This window comes from Streptomyces asoensis (genome assembly GCF_013085465.1).
Taxonomy (GTDB): domain Bacteria; phylum Actinomycetota; class Actinomycetes; order Streptomycetales; family Streptomycetaceae; genus Streptomyces; species Streptomyces cacaoi_A.
Map to the genome: position 1 here is coordinate 1,863,148 of NZ_CP049838.1, position 16,123 is coordinate 1,879,270.

13 protein-coding genes and 1 pseudogene are annotated in these 16,123 nt (G+C 73.7%); 9 read left to right on the top strand and 5 right to left on the bottom strand.

Annotated features, from left to right (window positions below; translation table 11 throughout):
- On the bottom strand, positions 1 to 921 hold the full coding sequence (locus G9272_RS08200; RefSeq protein ID WP_171395922.1) for an ATP-binding cassette domain-containing protein: 921 nt from the start codon (positions 919 to 921) through the stop codon (positions 1 to 3).
- Between the two features lie 109 nt (positions 922 to 1,030).
- On the opposite strand from G9272_RS08200, the gene G9272_RS08205 reads away from it, so the two are divergent.
- From G9272_RS08205 to G9272_RS08215, 3 genes are all read left to right on the top strand, one after another.
- A complete protein-coding gene (locus G9272_RS08205) occupies positions 1,031 to 2,185 on the top strand; it encodes a sensor histidine kinase (RefSeq protein WP_171401904.1) in 1,155 nt (384 codons plus the stop codon).
- 14 nt (positions 2,186 to 2,199) lie between these two features.
- Entirely contained in the window at positions 2,200 to 2,862 is a 663-nt protein-coding gene (locus G9272_RS08210) for a response regulator transcription factor (RefSeq protein WP_171395923.1), read from the top strand.
- A 99-nt stretch (positions 2,863 to 2,961) separates the two neighbouring features.
- Complete coding sequence (locus G9272_RS08215) at positions 2,962 to 4,119, top strand: ROK family transcriptional regulator (protein ID WP_171395924.1); 1,158 nt, start codon at positions 2,962 to 2,964, stop codon at positions 4,117 to 4,119.
- A 128-nt stretch (positions 4,120 to 4,247) separates the two neighbouring features.
- Here G9272_RS08215 and G9272_RS08220 read toward each other — a convergent pair whose 3' ends face one another.
- Complete coding sequence (locus tag G9272_RS08220) at positions 4,248 to 5,009, bottom strand: GntR family transcriptional regulator (protein ID WP_171395925.1); 762 nt, start codon at positions 5,007 to 5,009, stop codon at positions 4,248 to 4,250.
- A 342-nt stretch (positions 5,010 to 5,351) separates the two neighbouring features.
- On the opposite strand from G9272_RS08220, the gene G9272_RS08225 reads away from it, so the two are divergent.
- Entirely contained in the window at positions 5,352 to 6,182 is an 831-nt protein-coding gene (locus G9272_RS08225; protein WP_171395926.1) for an alpha/beta fold hydrolase, read from the top strand.
- Between the two features lie 45 nt (positions 6,183 to 6,227).
- On the opposite strand, the pseudogene G9272_RS08230 reads toward G9272_RS08225, so the two are convergent.
- Positions 6,228 to 7,121: pseudogene (locus tag G9272_RS08230) on the bottom strand (EamA family transporter); the annotation flags it as partial.
- Between G9272_RS08230 and G9272_RS08235 the strand changes: the two are divergent.
- From G9272_RS08235 to G9272_RS08245, 3 genes are all read left to right on the top strand, one after another.
- The gene (locus G9272_RS08235) at positions 7,112 to 8,548 is read left to right on the top strand and encodes a PLP-dependent aminotransferase family protein (RefSeq protein WP_171395927.1); all 1,437 of its coding nucleotides are present in this window, start codon (positions 7,112 to 7,114) and stop codon (positions 8,546 to 8,548) included. The pseudogene G9272_RS08230 and the gene G9272_RS08235 overlap by 10 nt on opposite strands.
- Positions 8,549 to 8,690: 142 nt before the next feature.
- Positions 8,691 to 10,277: an alkaline phosphatase D family protein gene (locus tag G9272_RS08240; protein ID WP_171395928.1), complete on the top strand. Its 1,587-nt coding sequence runs from the start codon at positions 8,691 to 8,693 to the stop codon at positions 10,275 to 10,277.
- 232 nt (positions 10,278 to 10,509) lie between these two features.
- A complete protein-coding gene (locus G9272_RS08245) occupies positions 10,510 to 11,883 on the top strand; it encodes a GNAT family N-acetyltransferase (protein WP_171401905.1) in 1,374 nt (457 codons plus the stop codon).
- A gap of 114 nt (positions 11,884 to 11,997) precedes the next feature.
- Here the strand turns inward: G9272_RS08245 and G9272_RS08250 are convergent, their stop codons facing one another.
- Entirely contained in the window at positions 11,998 to 13,218 is a 1,221-nt protein-coding gene (locus G9272_RS08250) for a trans-sulfuration enzyme family protein (RefSeq protein ID WP_171395929.1), read from the bottom strand.
- Between the two features lie 60 nt (positions 13,219 to 13,278).
- On the opposite strand from G9272_RS08250, the gene G9272_RS08255 reads away from it, so the two are divergent.
- Positions 13,279 to 13,770, top strand: a complete 492-nt coding sequence (locus G9272_RS08255) for an Lrp/AsnC family transcriptional regulator (protein ID WP_171395930.1) — start codon at positions 13,279 to 13,281, stop codon at positions 13,768 to 13,770.
- 33 nt (positions 13,771 to 13,803) lie between these two features.
- Positions 13,804 to 15,495, top strand: a complete 1,692-nt coding sequence (locus G9272_RS08260; RefSeq protein ID WP_171395931.1) for a DUF885 domain-containing protein — start codon at positions 13,804 to 13,806, stop codon at positions 15,493 to 15,495.
- A gap of 54 nt (positions 15,496 to 15,549) precedes the next feature.
- Here the strand turns inward: G9272_RS08260 and G9272_RS08265 are convergent, their stop codons facing one another.
- Complete coding sequence (locus G9272_RS08265) at positions 15,550 to 16,068, bottom strand: rhodanese-like domain-containing protein (protein ID WP_171395932.1); 519 nt, start codon at positions 16,066 to 16,068, stop codon at positions 15,550 to 15,552.
- Positions 16,069 to 16,123: the final 55 nt, after the last annotated feature.

The window sequence follows — 16,123 nt, forward strand, 5'->3', positions numbered from 1 at the left end:
TCAGGCCTCCTGGGGCCGGGCCGCGAACTCTGCTTCGGCGGCGGTCAGGTCGAGGTAGGCCTGCTCCAGCGTGCCTTCCTCCGCGGTCAGTTCGAGCAGGGGGACGCCGGCGTCGGACAGGAGGCGGCCGATGTCGTCCACGCGCGCGTGGTGCACCGTCCAGTGCCCGTCCGCGTGTTCCTCCGCGTCGTGGCCGTGGCGGGCGAGGGCGCTCGTCAGCGCCGTGGGGTCGGTCGTACGGATGCGTACGCGGGGCCGCACGCGCGCGTCGATGAAGTCCCGCATGGGGGTGTCGGCCAGCAGGCGGCCCCGGCCGAGGACGACGAGGTGGTCGGCGAAGGAGGCGGTCTCGTTCATGAGGTGGCTGGAGACCAGTACGGTGCGGCCTTCCGCGGCGAGCCGCCTCAACAACCCGCGGATCCAGACGATGCCTTCGGGGTCCAGGCCGTTGGACGGCTCGTCGAGGAGCACCGATCCGGGGTCTCCGAGCAGCGCGGCGGCGATGCCGAGTCGTTGGCGCATGCCCAGGGAGTAGGTCCGCACCCGGCGCCGCGCGGCCGGGGCGAGGCCCGTCTCCGCCAGCACCTCCTCGACCCGGCGCACGGCGATGCGGTTGCTCGCCGCCAGGGCACGCAGGTGATCGCGCCCGGTCCGGGACCCGTGCGCGGCCTGTGCGTCGAGCAGAGCGCCGACGTGGCGCAGGGGTTGCCGCAGGGCGGTGTAGGCCTGGCCGCCGATGGTGGCGGTGCCCGAGGTGGGCCGGTCCAGGCCGAGGACGAGGCGCAGGGTGGTGGACTTGCCCGCGCCGTTGGGGCCGAGAAAGCCGGTGACACGGCCGGGCCGGACGCTGAACGTGAGGCGGTCCACGGCCCGTCGGGGGCCGTACTCCTTGGTGAGGTCTCGTACGTCGATGCTGGTCATGGCCATCACTCTCGCCACTGACCAAGGCCGGGTCCTCCCCCGCCGGTGGGGAGCGTCTCCCCCGCTCGGGGGAGGACCGTTGTCGGTGCCGCCTGCCACGATGGTCGGCATGGGCCGCTTCCTGCGCCCGCTGCTGCGGGGGACGACATACACACGACTGCTGCATCTGTGGGTGCCGATGCTGGTCGTGAGCGTCTGGATGTTCATCGACCCGTCGAGGCCGTGGGTGCCCGCGCTGCTGCTCGTTCCGGTGGGGCTGATCCCGGCGGTGCGGACGGGCGAGGGGGTCCAGGCCCGGCTGCTGCTCCTGCCGGGCGACGCTCACGCCGGCTTCTCCGTGGCGCCGTCGGCGACCTGGCGGGACCGGCTGCGTACGGTGCTGTGGCTGGAGGCGCGGATGGCCCTGGGCGCGGCGGCGATGTTCGCTTGCGTCTGGTTGCCCACCCTGGTCTACGACCTGGCCGCCGGCGCGGGCGGGCCGGTTCCGGACGACCTGCCCGGCCTGCACGGGGTGGCCCCGCACTGGTGGCCGGCCCTGCTCGTCCCGCTCCCCCTCCTCGCCCTGTACGGCGCCGTGGTGGGCCTGGGCGAGTTGGTGACCGTCGTCGCGCGCGGGCTGCTGGGTCCGTCCGCCGCCGAGCGGCTCGCCGCCCTGGAGGAACGCACGGAGCAGTTGCTCGAACGCAACCGCATCGCCCGGGAGTTGCACGACTCCATAGGGCACGCGTTGACGATCGCGGTGGTGCAGGCGGGCGCGGCGCGGGCGGCGGGCGACGCGGAGTTCACCGACCGGGCGCTTGCGGCCATCGAGGAGAGCGGCCGGTCGGCGCTCGCGGACCTGGAGCGGGTGCTCGGCGTGCTGCGGGAGCCGGGACGGCCGGTGAGCGACAGGCCGACGCTGGCGGAGGCCGACCGGCTGCTGGAGTCGGCGCGGGCGTCCGGGGCGAAGGTCGACGCCGAGGTGACCGGGCCGCTGGAGACGGTGCCGGGGCCGGTGTCCCGGGAGGGCTATCGCATCCTCCAGGAGTCGCTGACCAATGTGCTGCGGCACGCGGGGTCCGTTCCGGTGCGGGTCCGCGTGGGGGTCGCCGACGATCTGCTGCGCCTGGAGGTGCGCAACCCGCTGACGGCCCGCATACCCGGCCCGGGGCGTGGCAGCGGGCTGCGGGGCATACGGGAGCGGGCCGCCCTGCTCGGCGGGCGGGCGTCGACCGGGCCGGACGAGGGGGACTGGAGAGTGCGGGCGGAGTTGCCCCTGCGCTGATCTACGCTGGCCGGATGCCGGTCACCGTGCTCCTCGTCGACGATGAACCCCTGGTGCGGATGGGGCTGCGTGCCGTGCTGGAGGCGCAGTCCGACATCGAGGTCGTCGGGGAAGCGGCCGACGGGGCGGCGGTGATCCCGCTGGTGCGGCGACTGCGGCCGGACGTGGTCGCCATGGACGTACGCATGCCGCTGATGGACGGCATCGAGGCCACGCGCGCGGTGCTGCGGACGGTCGACGAGCCGCCGAAGATCCTCGTCGTGACGACCTTCGAGAGCGACGAGTACGTCTACGAGGCGCTGCGCGCGGGCGCGAACGGGTTCCTGCTGAAGCGGGCCCGGGCCGCCGAGATCGTGCACGCGGTGCGTCTGGTCGCCGAGGGCGAGTCGCTGCTGTTCCCGGCGTCGGTGCGGCGGCTGGCCGCCGAGTACGGCGACCGCGGAGGCAATCGGGCGGCCCGGGACACCCTGGAGCGGGCGGGGCTCACCGAGCGGGAGGCCGAGGTACTCCGGCTGATGGCGCGCGGGATGTCGAACGCGGAGATCGCCGCCCGGCTCGTCGTCGGGACGGAGACGGTCAAGTCGCATGCCGGCGCGGTGCTGGCGAAGCTGGGGGCGCGGAACCGGACGCAGGCGGTGATCACGGCGTACGAGTCGGGGTTCGTCGCACCGGGGTGAGCGCGCGCCGGTAGATATCGGTACGGATTCCTTACTCGCCGGGGTCCGTCCCGCCGAGTACGATCCGCCCAACACGCGCACGAGCTGGAAGGACGGACGTTGGGGCAGCTGACCGGCGGGGATCCCTCGCTGCTGCGAAGGATCAATTCCGCGGTGGTGCTGCACGCGCTGCGTGCCGCGGACTGCGCGACGCTCACGGAGATCACCCGCGTGACGGGCCTGTCCCGGCCGACCGTCGAGGGGGTCGTCGAGGACCTCATCGGGGCGGGGCTCGTCGTCGAGAAGGCGGCCGACGAGAGTGTCGCGCGGCGGCAGGGGCGGCCCGCGCGGCGGTTCCGGTTCCGGGCGGAGGCCGGGCACCTGCTGGGGCTGGAGATCGGCTCGCACCGGGTGGCCGCGCTGCTGTCCGACCTGGACGGCCGGGTACTGGGCGCGCAGGCCAAGGAGGTCGACGAGGCGGCACCGGCGGACGAACGGCTGGAGCGGCTGCGTACGGCCGTCGCCGAGCTGCTCCGCCGGGCGGGCGTCCCGCGCAGCTCGCTGCGGGCGGTGGGGGTCGGCACGCCCGGGATCGTGGAGGCGGACGGGACGGTACGCCTCGGCACCGCGCTGCCCGAGTGGACGGGGCTGCGGCTGGGTGAGCGGCTGAGCCGTTCCTTCAAGTGTCCGGTGCTGGTGGAGAACGACGCCAACGCGGCGGCCGTGGCCGAGCACTGGAAGGGGTCGGCCACCGAGTCCGACGACGTCGTCTTCGTGCTGGCCGGGCTGAGCCCGGGCGCCGGCTCGCTGATCGGGGGCCGGCTGCACCGGGGGTACGGCGGGGCGGCCGGGGAGATCGGCGCGCTGCATCTGCTGGGCCGGGAGGTGACGCCGGAGACGCTGCTGTCCATGACGGACGAACCGTTGCATCCGCTGGACGAGCAGGCGGTCGCCGAGGTGTTCGCGCAGGCCCGTGAGGGCGACGAGCAGGCCCGGGCGGCGGTGGACCGCTTCATCCAGCGGCTCGTGCACGACGTGGCCGCGCTGGTCCTTGCGCTGGATCCGGAGCTGGTCGTGGTGGGCGGCTGGGCGGCCGGTCTGGACGGTGTGCTGGAGCCGCTGCGGAACGAGTTGGCGCGCTACTGTCTGCGCCCGCCGAAGGTGGCCCTGTCGCTGCTGGGCGAGGCGGCGGTGGCGACGGGGGCGCTGCGGCTCGCCCTCGACCATGTCGAGGAGCAGCTGTTCGCGGTCGAGGGGACGGTGACGGCGCGGCGGTGACCGGTCGTCAGCGGTGAAACGCGCCGCGCCCCGGTGGAGTTCCGGGGCGCGGTGGAGGTGTCCGCCCGATGACCGGGTGCAGGCCGTTCAGGGAGCCTGCCGTATCCGGCCCGCGGCGGACGGGGTGTTCAGGAGGCCTGGCGCTCCGGACCGTGGTGTATCTCCACGCCGCCGGACGCGCCGAACGTCAGCCGGCAGGTGTCCGCGCGGTAGGTCGCGACGGAGAGCGCCGCGGTGCGTCCCCCGGCGAAGAAGCGGGTGGTGACGACGAGGACGGGGGCGCCGGGGAGGCGGTCGAGTTCCCGGGCGTCGTCCGCGCGGGCCGAGCCCAGCTCCACGGCGCGGTCCTGGCCCTCCAGTTCCAGGCGCTGGAGCTCGCGCAGCACCGCACGCGCGCGTGCCGCCTCGGAGGGGGTGTCGATCGCGGTGAGGTCGGGCACCGACGTCACGGGGACGTAGAGCAGTTCGGCGGCGACGGGCTGGCCGTGCGAGACGCGCGAGCGGCGCACGATGTGCACGGCCTGGTCGCGCGCGGTCTCCAGGGCGGTGGCGACGACCGCGGGCGGAGCCGCGAGCGTGCAGTCGACGGCCTGCCAGCCGTCGTCGCCCGTGCCCGGCCAGACCTGCTGGTCGCTGCCGACGGCGACGCCCATGCGCGGCGGCGCGACGGTGGTGCCGACGCCCCGGCGGCGCTGGAGCCGGCCCTCCAGTTCGAGCTGCTCCAGTGCCTGGCGGAGCGTGGCGCGGGCGACGCCGAAGCGGGCGGCCAGGTCACGCTCGTTGGGCAGGATCTCGCCGACGGTGAATTCCGAGTCGAGTGCCTCGCTGAGCACGGTCTTGAGATGCCAGTACTTCGGTTCCGGTACCGATTCCAGCTGCGTGGTCCCCACCCTGTCCTCCGCAATCGCCGTGGTCCGGCGGCGTTTTTCGCGCCCTTGTTTATTAAAGGTTGTTGTACTTCTCTGCGACCATAGGGCGGCCCCCACCCTTGGTCAAGACCAATCCTCGATCCCTCTCGAGGCCGACAGGCGTACGACAGAAAAGCGTTCACGGGGCGTTCGTACGGGCGCGTTTTCGTGACACTCCGGCAAGGTCCGCTTAGTAAAGGCCGCCCTGAGGCGGAGGGGGCCGCGCGGTTCATCCCCAGGGGCTACCCGTCGGTAGCTATTGCTGACAAGCTGTCTACGGCGTCCGCCGGCCGGTCCACGGCCAGTCCAGACGAGGAGCTCCCCATGTCCGCCACCGTCTCCTTCACGGTCCCCTCCCCCAGTGGCCCGCTGCCCGTCACCGTCTCCTACGCGCGCGTGGGCCGGGGCGAGCCGCTGCTCCTGCTGCACGGCATCGGACACCACCGGCAGGCCTGGGACCCGGTGGTGGACATCCTGGCCGCCGAGCGCGAGGTCATCGCCGTGGACCTGCCCGGCTTCGGCGTGTCCCCGCCCCTGCCGGACGGACTGGCCTACGACCTGCCCACGACGGCCGCCGTGTTCGCCGCCTTCTGCGAGGCGCTGGGGCTCGACCGACCCCACGTCGCGGGCAACTCCCTCGGCGGTCTCCTCGCCCTGGAACTGGGCCGCGAGAAGCTCGTACGGTCCGTCACCGCACTGTCGCCCGCCGGATTCTGGTCGCAGGCCGAGCGGCGCTACGCCTTCGGCGTCCTCCTCACCATGCGGCAGATCTCGCGCCGGATGCCGCTGCCCCTCGTCGAGCGGATGGCGAGCACGGCGGCCGGCCGTACGGCTCTCACCAGCACCATCTACGCCCGCCCGAGCCGCCGTTCACCCGAGGCCGTGGTCGCCGAGACGCTGGCCCTGGCCCGGGCGACCGGGTTCGACCAGACCCTGCGGGCCGGCGCCACCGTCCGGTTCACCGACGACCTCCCCGGTGTCCCGGTCACGCTCGGCTGGGGCACCCGCGACTGGCTGCTCGTGCGCCGCCAGGGCGTCCGGGCCAAGCGGATCATCCCCGCCGCGCGCCTGGTGCGCCTGCCCGGCTGCGGTCACTGCCCGATGAACGACGACCCGGCGCTCGTCGCGCGCGTGATTCTCGACGGCAGCCGCTGAGGTCCTGGGGGCACGCCTCAACACCCCGGCCCCCAGGGCGACTCCGGCCCCGACGAGGGCGCTCCCCACGCCCTGGGCGGGGCCGTAGGAGCCCGTTCCGACGAGCGGGGCGGTGCAGGCGGCCGCCACCGGGATGAGCCCGGAGAAGAGCGTGGCGCGCTCCGCGCCGATCCGCTGCATGCCCATGTACCAGCACACGAAGCCGACGACGGTGACGACGGCGGCCTGCCACAGGAGCGCGGCGGCCTCCGCGCCGTCCGGCCGCCGCAGCCACGCGCCGCCGTCGAGCAGCAGACCGGTCGCGGCGGCCTCGGCCGCGGCGATCCCGCACACCGTGGCGGACAGCAGCCGTGGCCCCAGAACCCGCAGGACGGGCACGGCCAGGACCGCGAAACCGACCTCTCCGGCCAGTGCGCAGACCGAGTAGGCGATGCCCGCGCCGTCCGTGCGGCCCCAGCCCTGCACCGTGAACGCGCCGACGGCGACCAGCGACGCCCCCATCAGCACCGGACGGCGGGGCCGCCGCCCCTCCAGCAGCGGGACGACGACCGCCACGACGACGGGCGCGCAGCCCACGAGGACGCCGGGGACGGCGGGTTCCGCCGAGCGCTCGGCGGCCAGTACGGCCACGTTGAAGCCGACCATCCCGACAGCCGCGAGCAGCGCAAGGCGCAGCCACAGACGGAGGGTGAGCGCGCGCAGCCGGGCCCCGGCCCCCGCCCCGGCCAGGGGTACGAGCAGCAGACCGGCGAGGCCGTAGCGCAGGGCCTGGCCGCCCGCGTACGGATAGGCGCCGAGGACGCTGTTGGCGGTGAATGACCCTCCGACGAGGAGACAGGCGAGCGCGGCGAGCAGGGACCCGCGCAGGGTGGTCGCGTTCATGCAGGTGACGCTAGGAACTGCGGCGGTCCCGGTTAAGGTCCACTTCCATGACGCCATCGGGGACCAATCCCGTCCCGCAGCCCGGGTCGGCGGCCTGGGAGCTGCTGCTGCCGGCCGCCTCGGCCCCGCCGCGCGCGCGTGGCCGTGCGCTCCAGGCCGCCCTGCGGGACGCGGTCCGCTCGGGGCGGCTCGCGCAGGACACCCGGCTGCCGTCGAGCCGGGATCTCGCCGCCGATCTCGGCGTCTCGCGCGGGCTGGTGACGGAGGCGTACGAGCAGTTGACGGCCGAGGGATACCTGCGCAGCGGCCGCGGAGCGGGAACCTGGGTGAGCGGTGCCGTCCGGGCGGCCCGGCCACGCGCGCGTGACCTCGCTCCGCGTCCCCCGGGCGTGAGGGCCGACTTCGTGCCGGGCACGCCGGACCTGTCGCTGTTCCCACGCGCCGCCTGGGCCGCCGCGCAGCGGGGTGTGCTCGCCGAGCTGCCCCATCACGCACTCGGCTATCCCGACCCGCGCGGGCTGCCCCGGCTGCGCACCGCGCTCGCCGAACTCCTCGCCCGCCGCCGGGGCGTGGTCGCCGATCCGGAGCGCCTCGTCGTCGTCTCCGGGGTGGCCCAGGCGACGGCGCTGCTCGGTCTCGCGCTGCACGCGCGCGGGACGGACGCCGTCGGCGTCGAGGACCCCGGGAGCCCCCAGCACAGCACCCTGTACGCGGCGGCGGGCGTCACCTCCGTACCGCTGGCGCTCGACGCCGAGGGGCTGGCCGTGGACCCGCTCAGGTCGTCCGGGGTACGTGCGGTGGTGACGACGCCGGCGCACCAGTTCCCCACCGGGATCGCGTACTCCGCGCGGCGGCGCGCCGAACTGCTCGACTGGGCGAGGTCCGTGGACGGCTTCGTGATCGAGGACGACTACGACGGCGACTTCCGTTACGACCGCGCTCCCGTGGGCGCGCTCCAGGGTCTGGACCCCGAGCGCGTGGCCTACACCGGGTCGGTCAGCAAGTCGCTCGCACCGGGACTGCGGCTCGGCTGGCTGCTCGTTCCCGAGGCGCTGGCCGAGGAGGTCGTCGAGCGCAAGCGGACGATGGACCTCGGCCATCCCACGCTCGACCAGGCGCTGTTCGCCCGGTTCGTGGAGCGCGGCGACTACGACCGTCAGCTGCGCCGCTGCCAGCGGGCCTACCGGGAGCGCCGGGACGCCCTGGTGGGCGCGCTCCGGGAGCACTTCCCCGGGACGCGGGTGTCCGGGATCGCGGCGGGACTGCATGTCATCGCCGAGTTTCCCGGGCGGTACGGGCCGCGGGAGCGGTTCCTCGCGCGGACGGCCGCGGCAAGTGTCGAGGTGCGTGCGCTGGCGGAGTACGCACACGCGCGTGCCGTGCGGGGCACGCACCTACGTCTCGTCCTCGGCTACGCGCAGATGTCGCCCGCGCGCATCCGGGACGGCGTGCGGCTGATGGCGGAGGCCGTCGCGGGCGGGTGACGCAAGCGGGTGACGCGGGTCGTGCGCATCGGGTCCCGTGTGCGTGCGGCCAGTTGTTCACCTGTGGTTTCCGTGTGCGCTGCGGCGCACCAGTAGTTGTGGCTGTGCACACCGGCCCGTTCCCGCCCCTGGAGGCCCTTCCATGTCACCCAGTCCGTTTCCCGGGCGCCGCGGCGTCCTGCGCGGCTCGCTCGCCGCTTCCGCGGCCCTGGCCCTGCCCGCCGCCGTCGGCGCGGCGCCCGCTTTCGCGTTGTCCGGGCGGCCCAGGGCGGGTTGGGGTGTGCAGGCCGGGGACGTGACCTCCGACTCCGGGCTGGTGTGGGTGCGCTCCGACCGCCCGGCGCGGATGATCGTCGAGACCGCGGCCACCGAGTCGTTCCGGGGTGCCCGCCGATGGCACGGTCCGCTGCTCGGCGCCGGTACGGACTTCACCGGCACGACCCGGCTGCACGGGCTGCCCGCCGGCGAGCAGATCCACTACCGCGTGCTGCTCGCCGACCCGGACGACCCGCGGCGCACCGGGGAGCCCGTGACCGGTACCTTCCGCACCGTGTCCGCGGGGCGTCGGCGCGGGGTGCGCTTCCTGTGGTCCGGGGACCTCGCGGGCCAGGGCTGGGGCATCAACCCCGAGCTGGGCGGCTACCGCATCTACGACGCGATGGCGAAGCTCGATCCCGACTTCTTCCTGTGCAGCGGCGACAACATCTACGCCGACGGCCCGATCACGCCGACCCAGGCGCTGCCCGACGGCACCCTCTGGCGCAATGTCACCACCGAGGAGAAGTCCAAGGTCGCCGAGACCCTCGCCGAGTTCCGCGGCAACTTCCGCTACAACCTGCTCGACGAGAACCTGCGCCGCTTCAACGCACAGGTGCCGTCCATCATCCAGTGGGACGACCACGAGGTCCGCAACAACTGGTACCCGGGCGAGGTGATCGCCGACTCCGACGCCCGGTACACGGAGAAGAGCGTCGACGTGCTCGCGGGGCGCGCCCGGCGGGCGTTCGGCGAGTACTTCCCGATCTCGACCCTGCGTCCGGGCGCCAGGGAGGGCCGGGTCCACCGGGTCGTGCGCCACGGGCCGCTGCTGGACGTGTTCGTGCTGGACATGCGGACGTACCGCAACGCCAACTCGCCGGACGACCAGACCGTGGACCCGCAGGGCATCCTCGGCGCCGAGCAGCTGGAGTGGCTGAAGCGGGAGCTCTCCCGGTCGCGCGCGGTGTGGAAGGTGATCGCCGCCGACATGCCGCTCGGCCTGGTGGTGCCCGACGCCACCGAGGGCAAGGCGAACATCGAGGCCGTCGCGCAGGGCGACCCGGGCGCACCGCTGGGCCGTGAGCTCCAGATCGCGGAGCTGCTGCGGTACATCAAGCACCGCCGGATCACCGGCACGGTGTGGCTGACGGCCGACGTCCACCACACCTCGGCGCAGCACTACCAGCCCTCGCGGGCCGCGTTCACCGACTTCGAGCCGTTCTGGGAGTTCGTCTCCGGTCCGCTCAACGCGGGCGCCTTCCCGGCCAGCGCGCTGGACAACACCTTCGGTCCGCAGCGGGTGTTCGTGAAGGCGCCGACCGCCTCGAACGTGTCGCCCGCAGGCGGCTACCAGTTCTTCGGCGAGGTCGACATCGACGGCGGCAGCGGGGAGCTGACGGTGCGTCTGCGCGAGCAGGACGGGACCGTGCTGTTCACACAGGTGCTCCAGCCGGGACGGGTCGGCCAGTAGTCCGCCGTCCCGTACCCTCGGACACGTGCCGCGCACCGGCGTCATCCCCCGGTGCGCGGCGCGGTCGTGACGCCTCGTACACGGCGTGATCGTAGAAGAATTAACAAATCGGGCATTGGTAACCTTTACCCATCAGTCACAAACCGTTCGTGATCACGCAACACCGTTCCTCCACAGTGGCTGCATGACTCGAGACATGTCTGATGTGACGCGTGCGAAACGCGGACGCCCGGTGCACCACTGGCGACGGGACGTGGTGGAACTCGCCGCGCTGTTCACAGCGGTCGCGGTGGCCGACGGGGTGGCGAACCTGGTGGGACACGGACCCGACGGTCCGGCGCTGCTGGCCGTCTCCGCTGCGGTGCTCGTCGCCACGGCCGGCTTCCACACCTGGTGGGCACGGCGCCACGGTCACGCGCCCCCGACGGGCGATACCGACGCCCGGCCGCGCTCCGAGGAGCCGCAGGCCGGGCCGTCCGAACTCCCCTCCCAGGTCACCGAGGAGAGCGCCCTGTGGCGGATGCGGACGACGGTGAAGGACGCCCCGGGGTCGCTGGCCGCGCTCTGCGCGGCGCTCGCCGGCCACCGGGTGGACATCCTGAGCCTCCAGACGCACCCGCTGGGCGAGGACACCGTGGACGAGTTCCTGCTGCGCGCCCCGGGCGCCCTGGCGGCGGCCGAGATCACCCGGGCCGTGGCACTGGCGGGCGGCAGCGGCACCTGGATCGAGCGGGCCGACGCCCACGACCTGGTGGACGCGCCGACCCGGGTCCTCGGCCTGGCCACCCGCACCGCCCTCGACGCGGCTGAACTACCCTTGGCGCTACGTCAGTTGCTGGGTCGCTGCACGATCCGTTCGCTGCCCGCCGCGTCGGGCGGCAGCGGTCGCGGGCCGGAGGGCGTGCCCGTGGAGGGCGTACTGGAGGACACCGTGATGCGCCTGCGGGCGCCGGAAGGCGGAGTGATCACCGTGGAGCGGCCGTACCTGCCGTTCACCCCGACCGAGTTCGCACGCGCGCGTGCACTGGTGGAGCTGGACGCCCGGCTCGGCCCGCGGGTGCCGAGCGGCCAGGACGTGCTGACGCTGCCCGAGGGCAACGCCATCACCGTGCGCCGGGCCGACACCGGTGACCTGGCGGCGGCGAAGGCCATGCATGAGCGGTGCTCCTCGCGCACGCTCGGGATGCGCTACCACGGGCCCGTCGGCGACGCCGACCGCTACCTCAGGCACCTGCTCAGCCCCCGCTTCGGCCGCACCCTCGCTGTGCAGACACCGTCGGGGCGCGTCGTCGGCCTCGGCCACCTGCTGTGGGACGGTGACGAGACGGAGGTCGCCCTGCTGATCGAGGACCGGTGGCAGCGGCGCGGCATCGGCGCCGAACTGCTCGGCCGGCTGGTGGCGATGGCCGTCGAGGCGGGCTGCGAGAGCGTCTACGCCGTGACACAGGCCTCCAACACCGGCATGGTCGCCGCCATGCGCGGTCTCGACCTGCCCCTCGACTACCAGATCGAGGAGGGCACCCTGGTCATCACCGCCCGCCTGGACGCCGCGAACCGGGCCCGGGCCGGATCCGGGCGGTACGACGAGCGCGTCGCACGCGACTGAGCCACGGGGCACCGCGCGGCCCGGCGGTTCGACAACACCGCCGGGCCGTCCGCACACGGTTCGCCGCACAAGGATCGCCGCTACGGTTCGCGGCCTACGGATCGCCGCGTACGGTCACACGACGGCGGCTCCGCGCTCGACCGGGTCGGCCGTGGCGCCCGCGCCGAGCGCGCCTCGCAGGTCCCCCCACAGGTCCTCGACGTCCTCCAGGCCGACCGAGAGCCGCAGCAGCCGATCGCTCACGCCCGCGCCCCGGCGCTCCTGCGCGTCCACGATGCGATGGCTGATGGACGCCGGGTGCTGGATGAGGGTGTCGACGCTGCCGAGGCTGACGGCCGGGGTGATCAGACGGACCCCCGCGATCACCTCGTGCGGGTCGCCGTGGACCTCGAAGGCGATCATCGCGCCGCCGATCCGCGGATAGTGGACGCGGGCCACCCGCGGGTCGGCGGCCAGCCGCCGGGCCAGATCGGCGGCGGTCGCGGAGGCGGCCCGCACCCGCACCGGGAGCGTCGACAGGCCCCGCAACAGCAGATAGCCGGCCAGCGGATGCAGGACGCCGCCGGTGGCGAACCGTATCTGCCGAAGCCGCCCGGCGAACTCCTCGTCGCAGGCCACCACGCCCCCCAGCACGTCCCCGTGTCCGCCCAGGTACTTGGTGGCGCTGTGCAGGACGAGCCGCGCGCCTCGCTCGGCGGGGCGCTGGAGCACGGGCGTCGCGAAGGTGTTGTCGGCGAGCAGCGGGACCGAGCCGCAGGCGTGGGCGACGGCCCGCAGGTCGACCTCGGCGAGCGTCGGGTTGGCCGGCGTCTCGACCATGACAAGACCGGTGTCCGGGCGCAGCGCGTCCGCGATCCCGGCCGGGTCGGTCCAGGTGACCTCCGAGCCGAGCAGCCCGGCGGTCAGCAGGTGGTCGCTGCAACCGTAGAGGGGGCGTACGGCGACGACGTGCCGCAGCCCCGTCGAGGCGCGCGCGAGCAGCACCGCGCTCAGCGCCGCCATCCCGCTGGCGAACGCGACCGCGCTGTCGGTGCCCTCGAGGCGGGCGAGGGCGGTCTCGAAGCGGGCGACCGTCGGGTTGCCCAGGCGGCCGTAGACGGGCGGCCCCTCCGGCTCCGCGCCCGTCGCGGCGAACGCGTCGATGCGGGCGGCCTCGGCGCGGCTGTCGAAGGAGGGGTAGGTGGTGGACAGGTCGATCGGCGGGGCGTGCAGGCCCTGGCGGGCCAGGTCGTCCCGCCCGGCGTGCACGGCCTCGGTGGCCAGTGCGCGGGGCGCTCTCGACGGGGTTCGGCGTACGTCGTCGTACGCGTGCGTGCTCGCTGAGGCTGAGTCCATGGACCGCAGGGTGAACATCGAACGGGGCGCGGTAATCGAACACCGTGCTACGTTCGGCCAATGGCTGAATCCGTCGTACTGGACCCGGTCGATCTCCAGCTGCTGCGGCTGCTCCAGAACGACGCCCGGACCACCTACCGCGACCTCGCGGCGCAGGTCGGGGTCGCGCCGTCGACCTGCCTGGACCGGGTGACGCGACTGCGCCGCTCGGGCGTGATCCTCGGTCATCAGCTGCGGCTCGATCCGGCCAAACTGGGGCGTGGCCTCCAGGCCCTGCTGTCGGTACAGGTCCGGCCGCACCGGCGGGAGCTGGTGGGGCCCTTCGTGGAGCGGATCCGGGGGCTCCCGGAGGCGCTCACCGTCTTCCACCTCACCGGACCCGACGACTATCTCGTCCATGTCGCCGTCGCGGACATGGCCGATCTACAGCGACTGGTGCTCGACGAGTTCACCTCGCAGCGGGAGGTGGCCCGGGTCGAGACGCGGCTGATCTTCCAGCAGTGGGAGTGCGGACCGCTGCTGCCGCCGACGACTTCGGGACAAAACGCGTGACGTGCGCCACCGCCTCGTACGAGGATGGAGCCCATGTCACAGACCAGCAGCCCGCTTCCCCGCGAGGTCGCCGACGCGTATGTCGACGACCTCATCGCCCTCGACCCGGTGACCGGTACCTATCTCGGCGTGCAGGAGAGTTCGAGCCGTCTGCCCGACTACTCGCCCACCGGCCAGGAGGCGCTCGTGCAGCTCGCGCGGGACACCCTGGCCAGGCTCGACGAGGCGGAGCGGCGGCCCGGCGCGGAAAGTGACATCGAGCGCCGGTGCGCGCGCCTGCTGCGCGAGCGCCTGACCGCGGAACTCGGTGTGCACGACGCCGACGAGGCACTGCGCGCCGTCGGCAACATGGCCACCCCTCCGCATCATGTGCGCGAGGTGTTCACCGTGACGCCCACACAGACCGACGCGGACTGGGCGGCGATCGCCGAGCGGCTGCGCGGGGTGCCGGCGGCCCTCGCGGGCTACCGCGAGTCCCTGGCGCTGGGTCTGGAGCGCAAGCTGTACGCCGCGCCGCGGCCGACCGTCACCTTCGTCGGACAGCTCACCGAGTGGTCGGACACGGACGGCGAGGGCCACGGCTGGTTCGAGGACTTCGTGTCCACCGGGCCGGACGCGCTGCGCGCGGAGCTGGACGAGGCCGCCCGTACGGCGACCGCGGCCGTCGTGGAGCTGCGGGACTGGATGCGCGACGTGTACGCGCCGACGATCGAGAGCGCGCCGAACACCGTCGGCCGGGAGCGGTACGCCCGCGCGTCCCGCTACTTCAACGGCACCGACCTCGACCTCGACGAGGCGTACGCGTACGGCTGGGCGGAGTACCACCGGCTGCTCGCCGAGATGAAGAAGGAGGCCGAGAAGATCCTGCCGGGCGCGGAGACCCCCTGGGTCGCTCTGGCCCATCTCGACGAGCACGGCAAGCACATCGAGGGCGTCGACGAGGTCCGCGACTGGCTCCAGGGCCTGATGGACCAGGCGATCGAGACGCTCGACGGCACGCACTTCGAACTCGCCGAGCGGGTACGGAAGGTGGAGTCGCGGATCGCCCCGCCCGGCGGCGCGGCCGCGCCGTACTACACGCCCCCGACGGAGGACTTCTCGCGGCCGGGCCGCACCTGGCTGCCGACGATGGGGCAGACCCGCTTCCCGGTCTACGACCTGGTCTCCACCTGGTACCACGAGGGCGTCCCCGGTCACCACCTCCAGCTGGCGCAGTGGGCGCACATCGCCGGGAACCTCTCCCGCTACCAGGCCTCCGTGGGGCTCGTCAGCGCCAACGTCGAGGGCTGGGCGCTGTACGCGGAACGGCTGATGGACGAGCTCGGCTTCCTCACCGACGCGGAGCAGCGGCTCGGTTACCTGGACGCGCAGATGATGCGGGCGGTGCGGGTCATCGTCGACATCGGCATGCACCTCGAGCTGGAGATCCCGGCGGACTCCCCCTTCCACCCGGGTGAGCGCTGGACCCCGGAGCTGGCCCAGGAGTTCTTCGGCGGGCACAGCAGCCGCACGGCGGACTTCGTGGAGAGCGAGCTGACCCGCTATCTGACCATCCCCGGCCAGGCGATCGGCTACAAGCTCGGCGAACGGGCGTGGCTGCTGGGCCGGGAGAAGGCCCGCGAGCGCCACGGCGACGCCTTCGACCTCAAGTCCTGGCACATGGCGGCCCTTTCGCAGGGTTCGCTGGGCCTGGACGACCTGGTGGACGAGCTGGCACAGCTCTGAGACACGCTTCGGGGCCGGGCGATGGCATGCCTCCGCCCGGCCCCGAACGGGCGGTCAGCAGCCGCAGTTCTCCGCGTCGACGGGCGCGGTGAGCGGATCGGCGCCGGCGCGCCGCTCGCGGCCCTCCCAGGTCTCGTACGCGAAGCCCTCCCGCGCCCAGTACTCGAAGCCACCGAGCATCTCCTTGACCCGGTAGCCGAGTTCGGCGAGCGCGAGGGCGGCGCGGGTGGCGCCGTTGCAGCCGGGCCCCCAGCAGTAGGTGACGACCGGCACCTCCCGGTCGAGGAGCTGCGCGGCCTGCTCGGCGATGAGCGCGGTGGGCAGGTGGACGGCGCCCGGGATGTGCCCCTGGTCCCAGGACTCGGTGGAGCGGGAGTCCAGGACGACGAAGCCGGGGTCACCACCGGCGGCGAGGGCGGCCGCCACGTCGGAGACGTCGGCGTGGAAGGCGAGGCTCGCCCGGAAGTGGGCGGCGGCCTCGGCCGGGGCCGCGGGGGCGACGCCCAGGACGGGGTTGATCGTGGTCGCGGCGGCCGTGCCGGTCGTGGCGGTGAGCGGGGTCATGGGGGTCATCGCGGGGCCCTCCCGAGGGGTTCCGGCTGGTCACTGCTTTCGATGACCAGAAATC

What these genes read in the sequence shown, in the direction of transcription:
- G9272_RS08200 (WP_171395922.1), bottom strand. Translation starts at nt 921, where the DNA reads ATGACCAGCATCGACGTACGAGACCTCACCAAGGAGTACGGCCCCCGA.
- G9272_RS08205 (WP_171401904.1), top strand. Translation starts at nt 1,031, where the DNA reads ATGGGCCGCTTCCTGCGCCCGCTGCTGCGGGGGACGACATACACACGA.
- G9272_RS08210 (WP_171395923.1), top strand. Translation starts at nt 2,200, where the DNA reads ATGCCGGTCACCGTGCTCCTCGTCGACGATGAACCCCTGGTGCGGATG.
- G9272_RS08225 (WP_171395926.1), top strand. Translation starts at nt 5,352, where the DNA reads ATGTCCGCCACCGTCTCCTTCACGGTCCCCTCCCCCAGTGGCCCGCTG.
- G9272_RS08235 (WP_171395927.1), top strand. Translation starts at nt 7,112, where the DNA reads ATGACGCCATCGGGGACCAATCCCGTCCCGCAGCCCGGGTCGGCGGCC.
- G9272_RS08240 (WP_171395928.1), top strand. Translation starts at nt 8,691, where the DNA reads ATGTCACCCAGTCCGTTTCCCGGGCGCCGCGGCGTCCTGCGCGGCTCG.
- G9272_RS08250 (WP_171395929.1), bottom strand. Translation starts at nt 13,218, where the DNA reads ATGGACTCAGCCTCAGCGAGCACGCACGCGTACGACGACGTACGCCGA.
- G9272_RS08255 (WP_171395930.1), top strand. Translation starts at nt 13,279, where the DNA reads ATGGCTGAATCCGTCGTACTGGACCCGGTCGATCTCCAGCTGCTGCGG.
- G9272_RS08260 (WP_171395931.1), top strand. Translation starts at nt 13,804, where the DNA reads ATGTCACAGACCAGCAGCCCGCTTCCCCGCGAGGTCGCCGACGCGTAT.
- G9272_RS08265 (WP_171395932.1), bottom strand. Translation starts at nt 16,068, where the DNA reads ATGACCCCCATGACCCCGCTCACCGCCACGACCGGCACGGCCGCCGCG.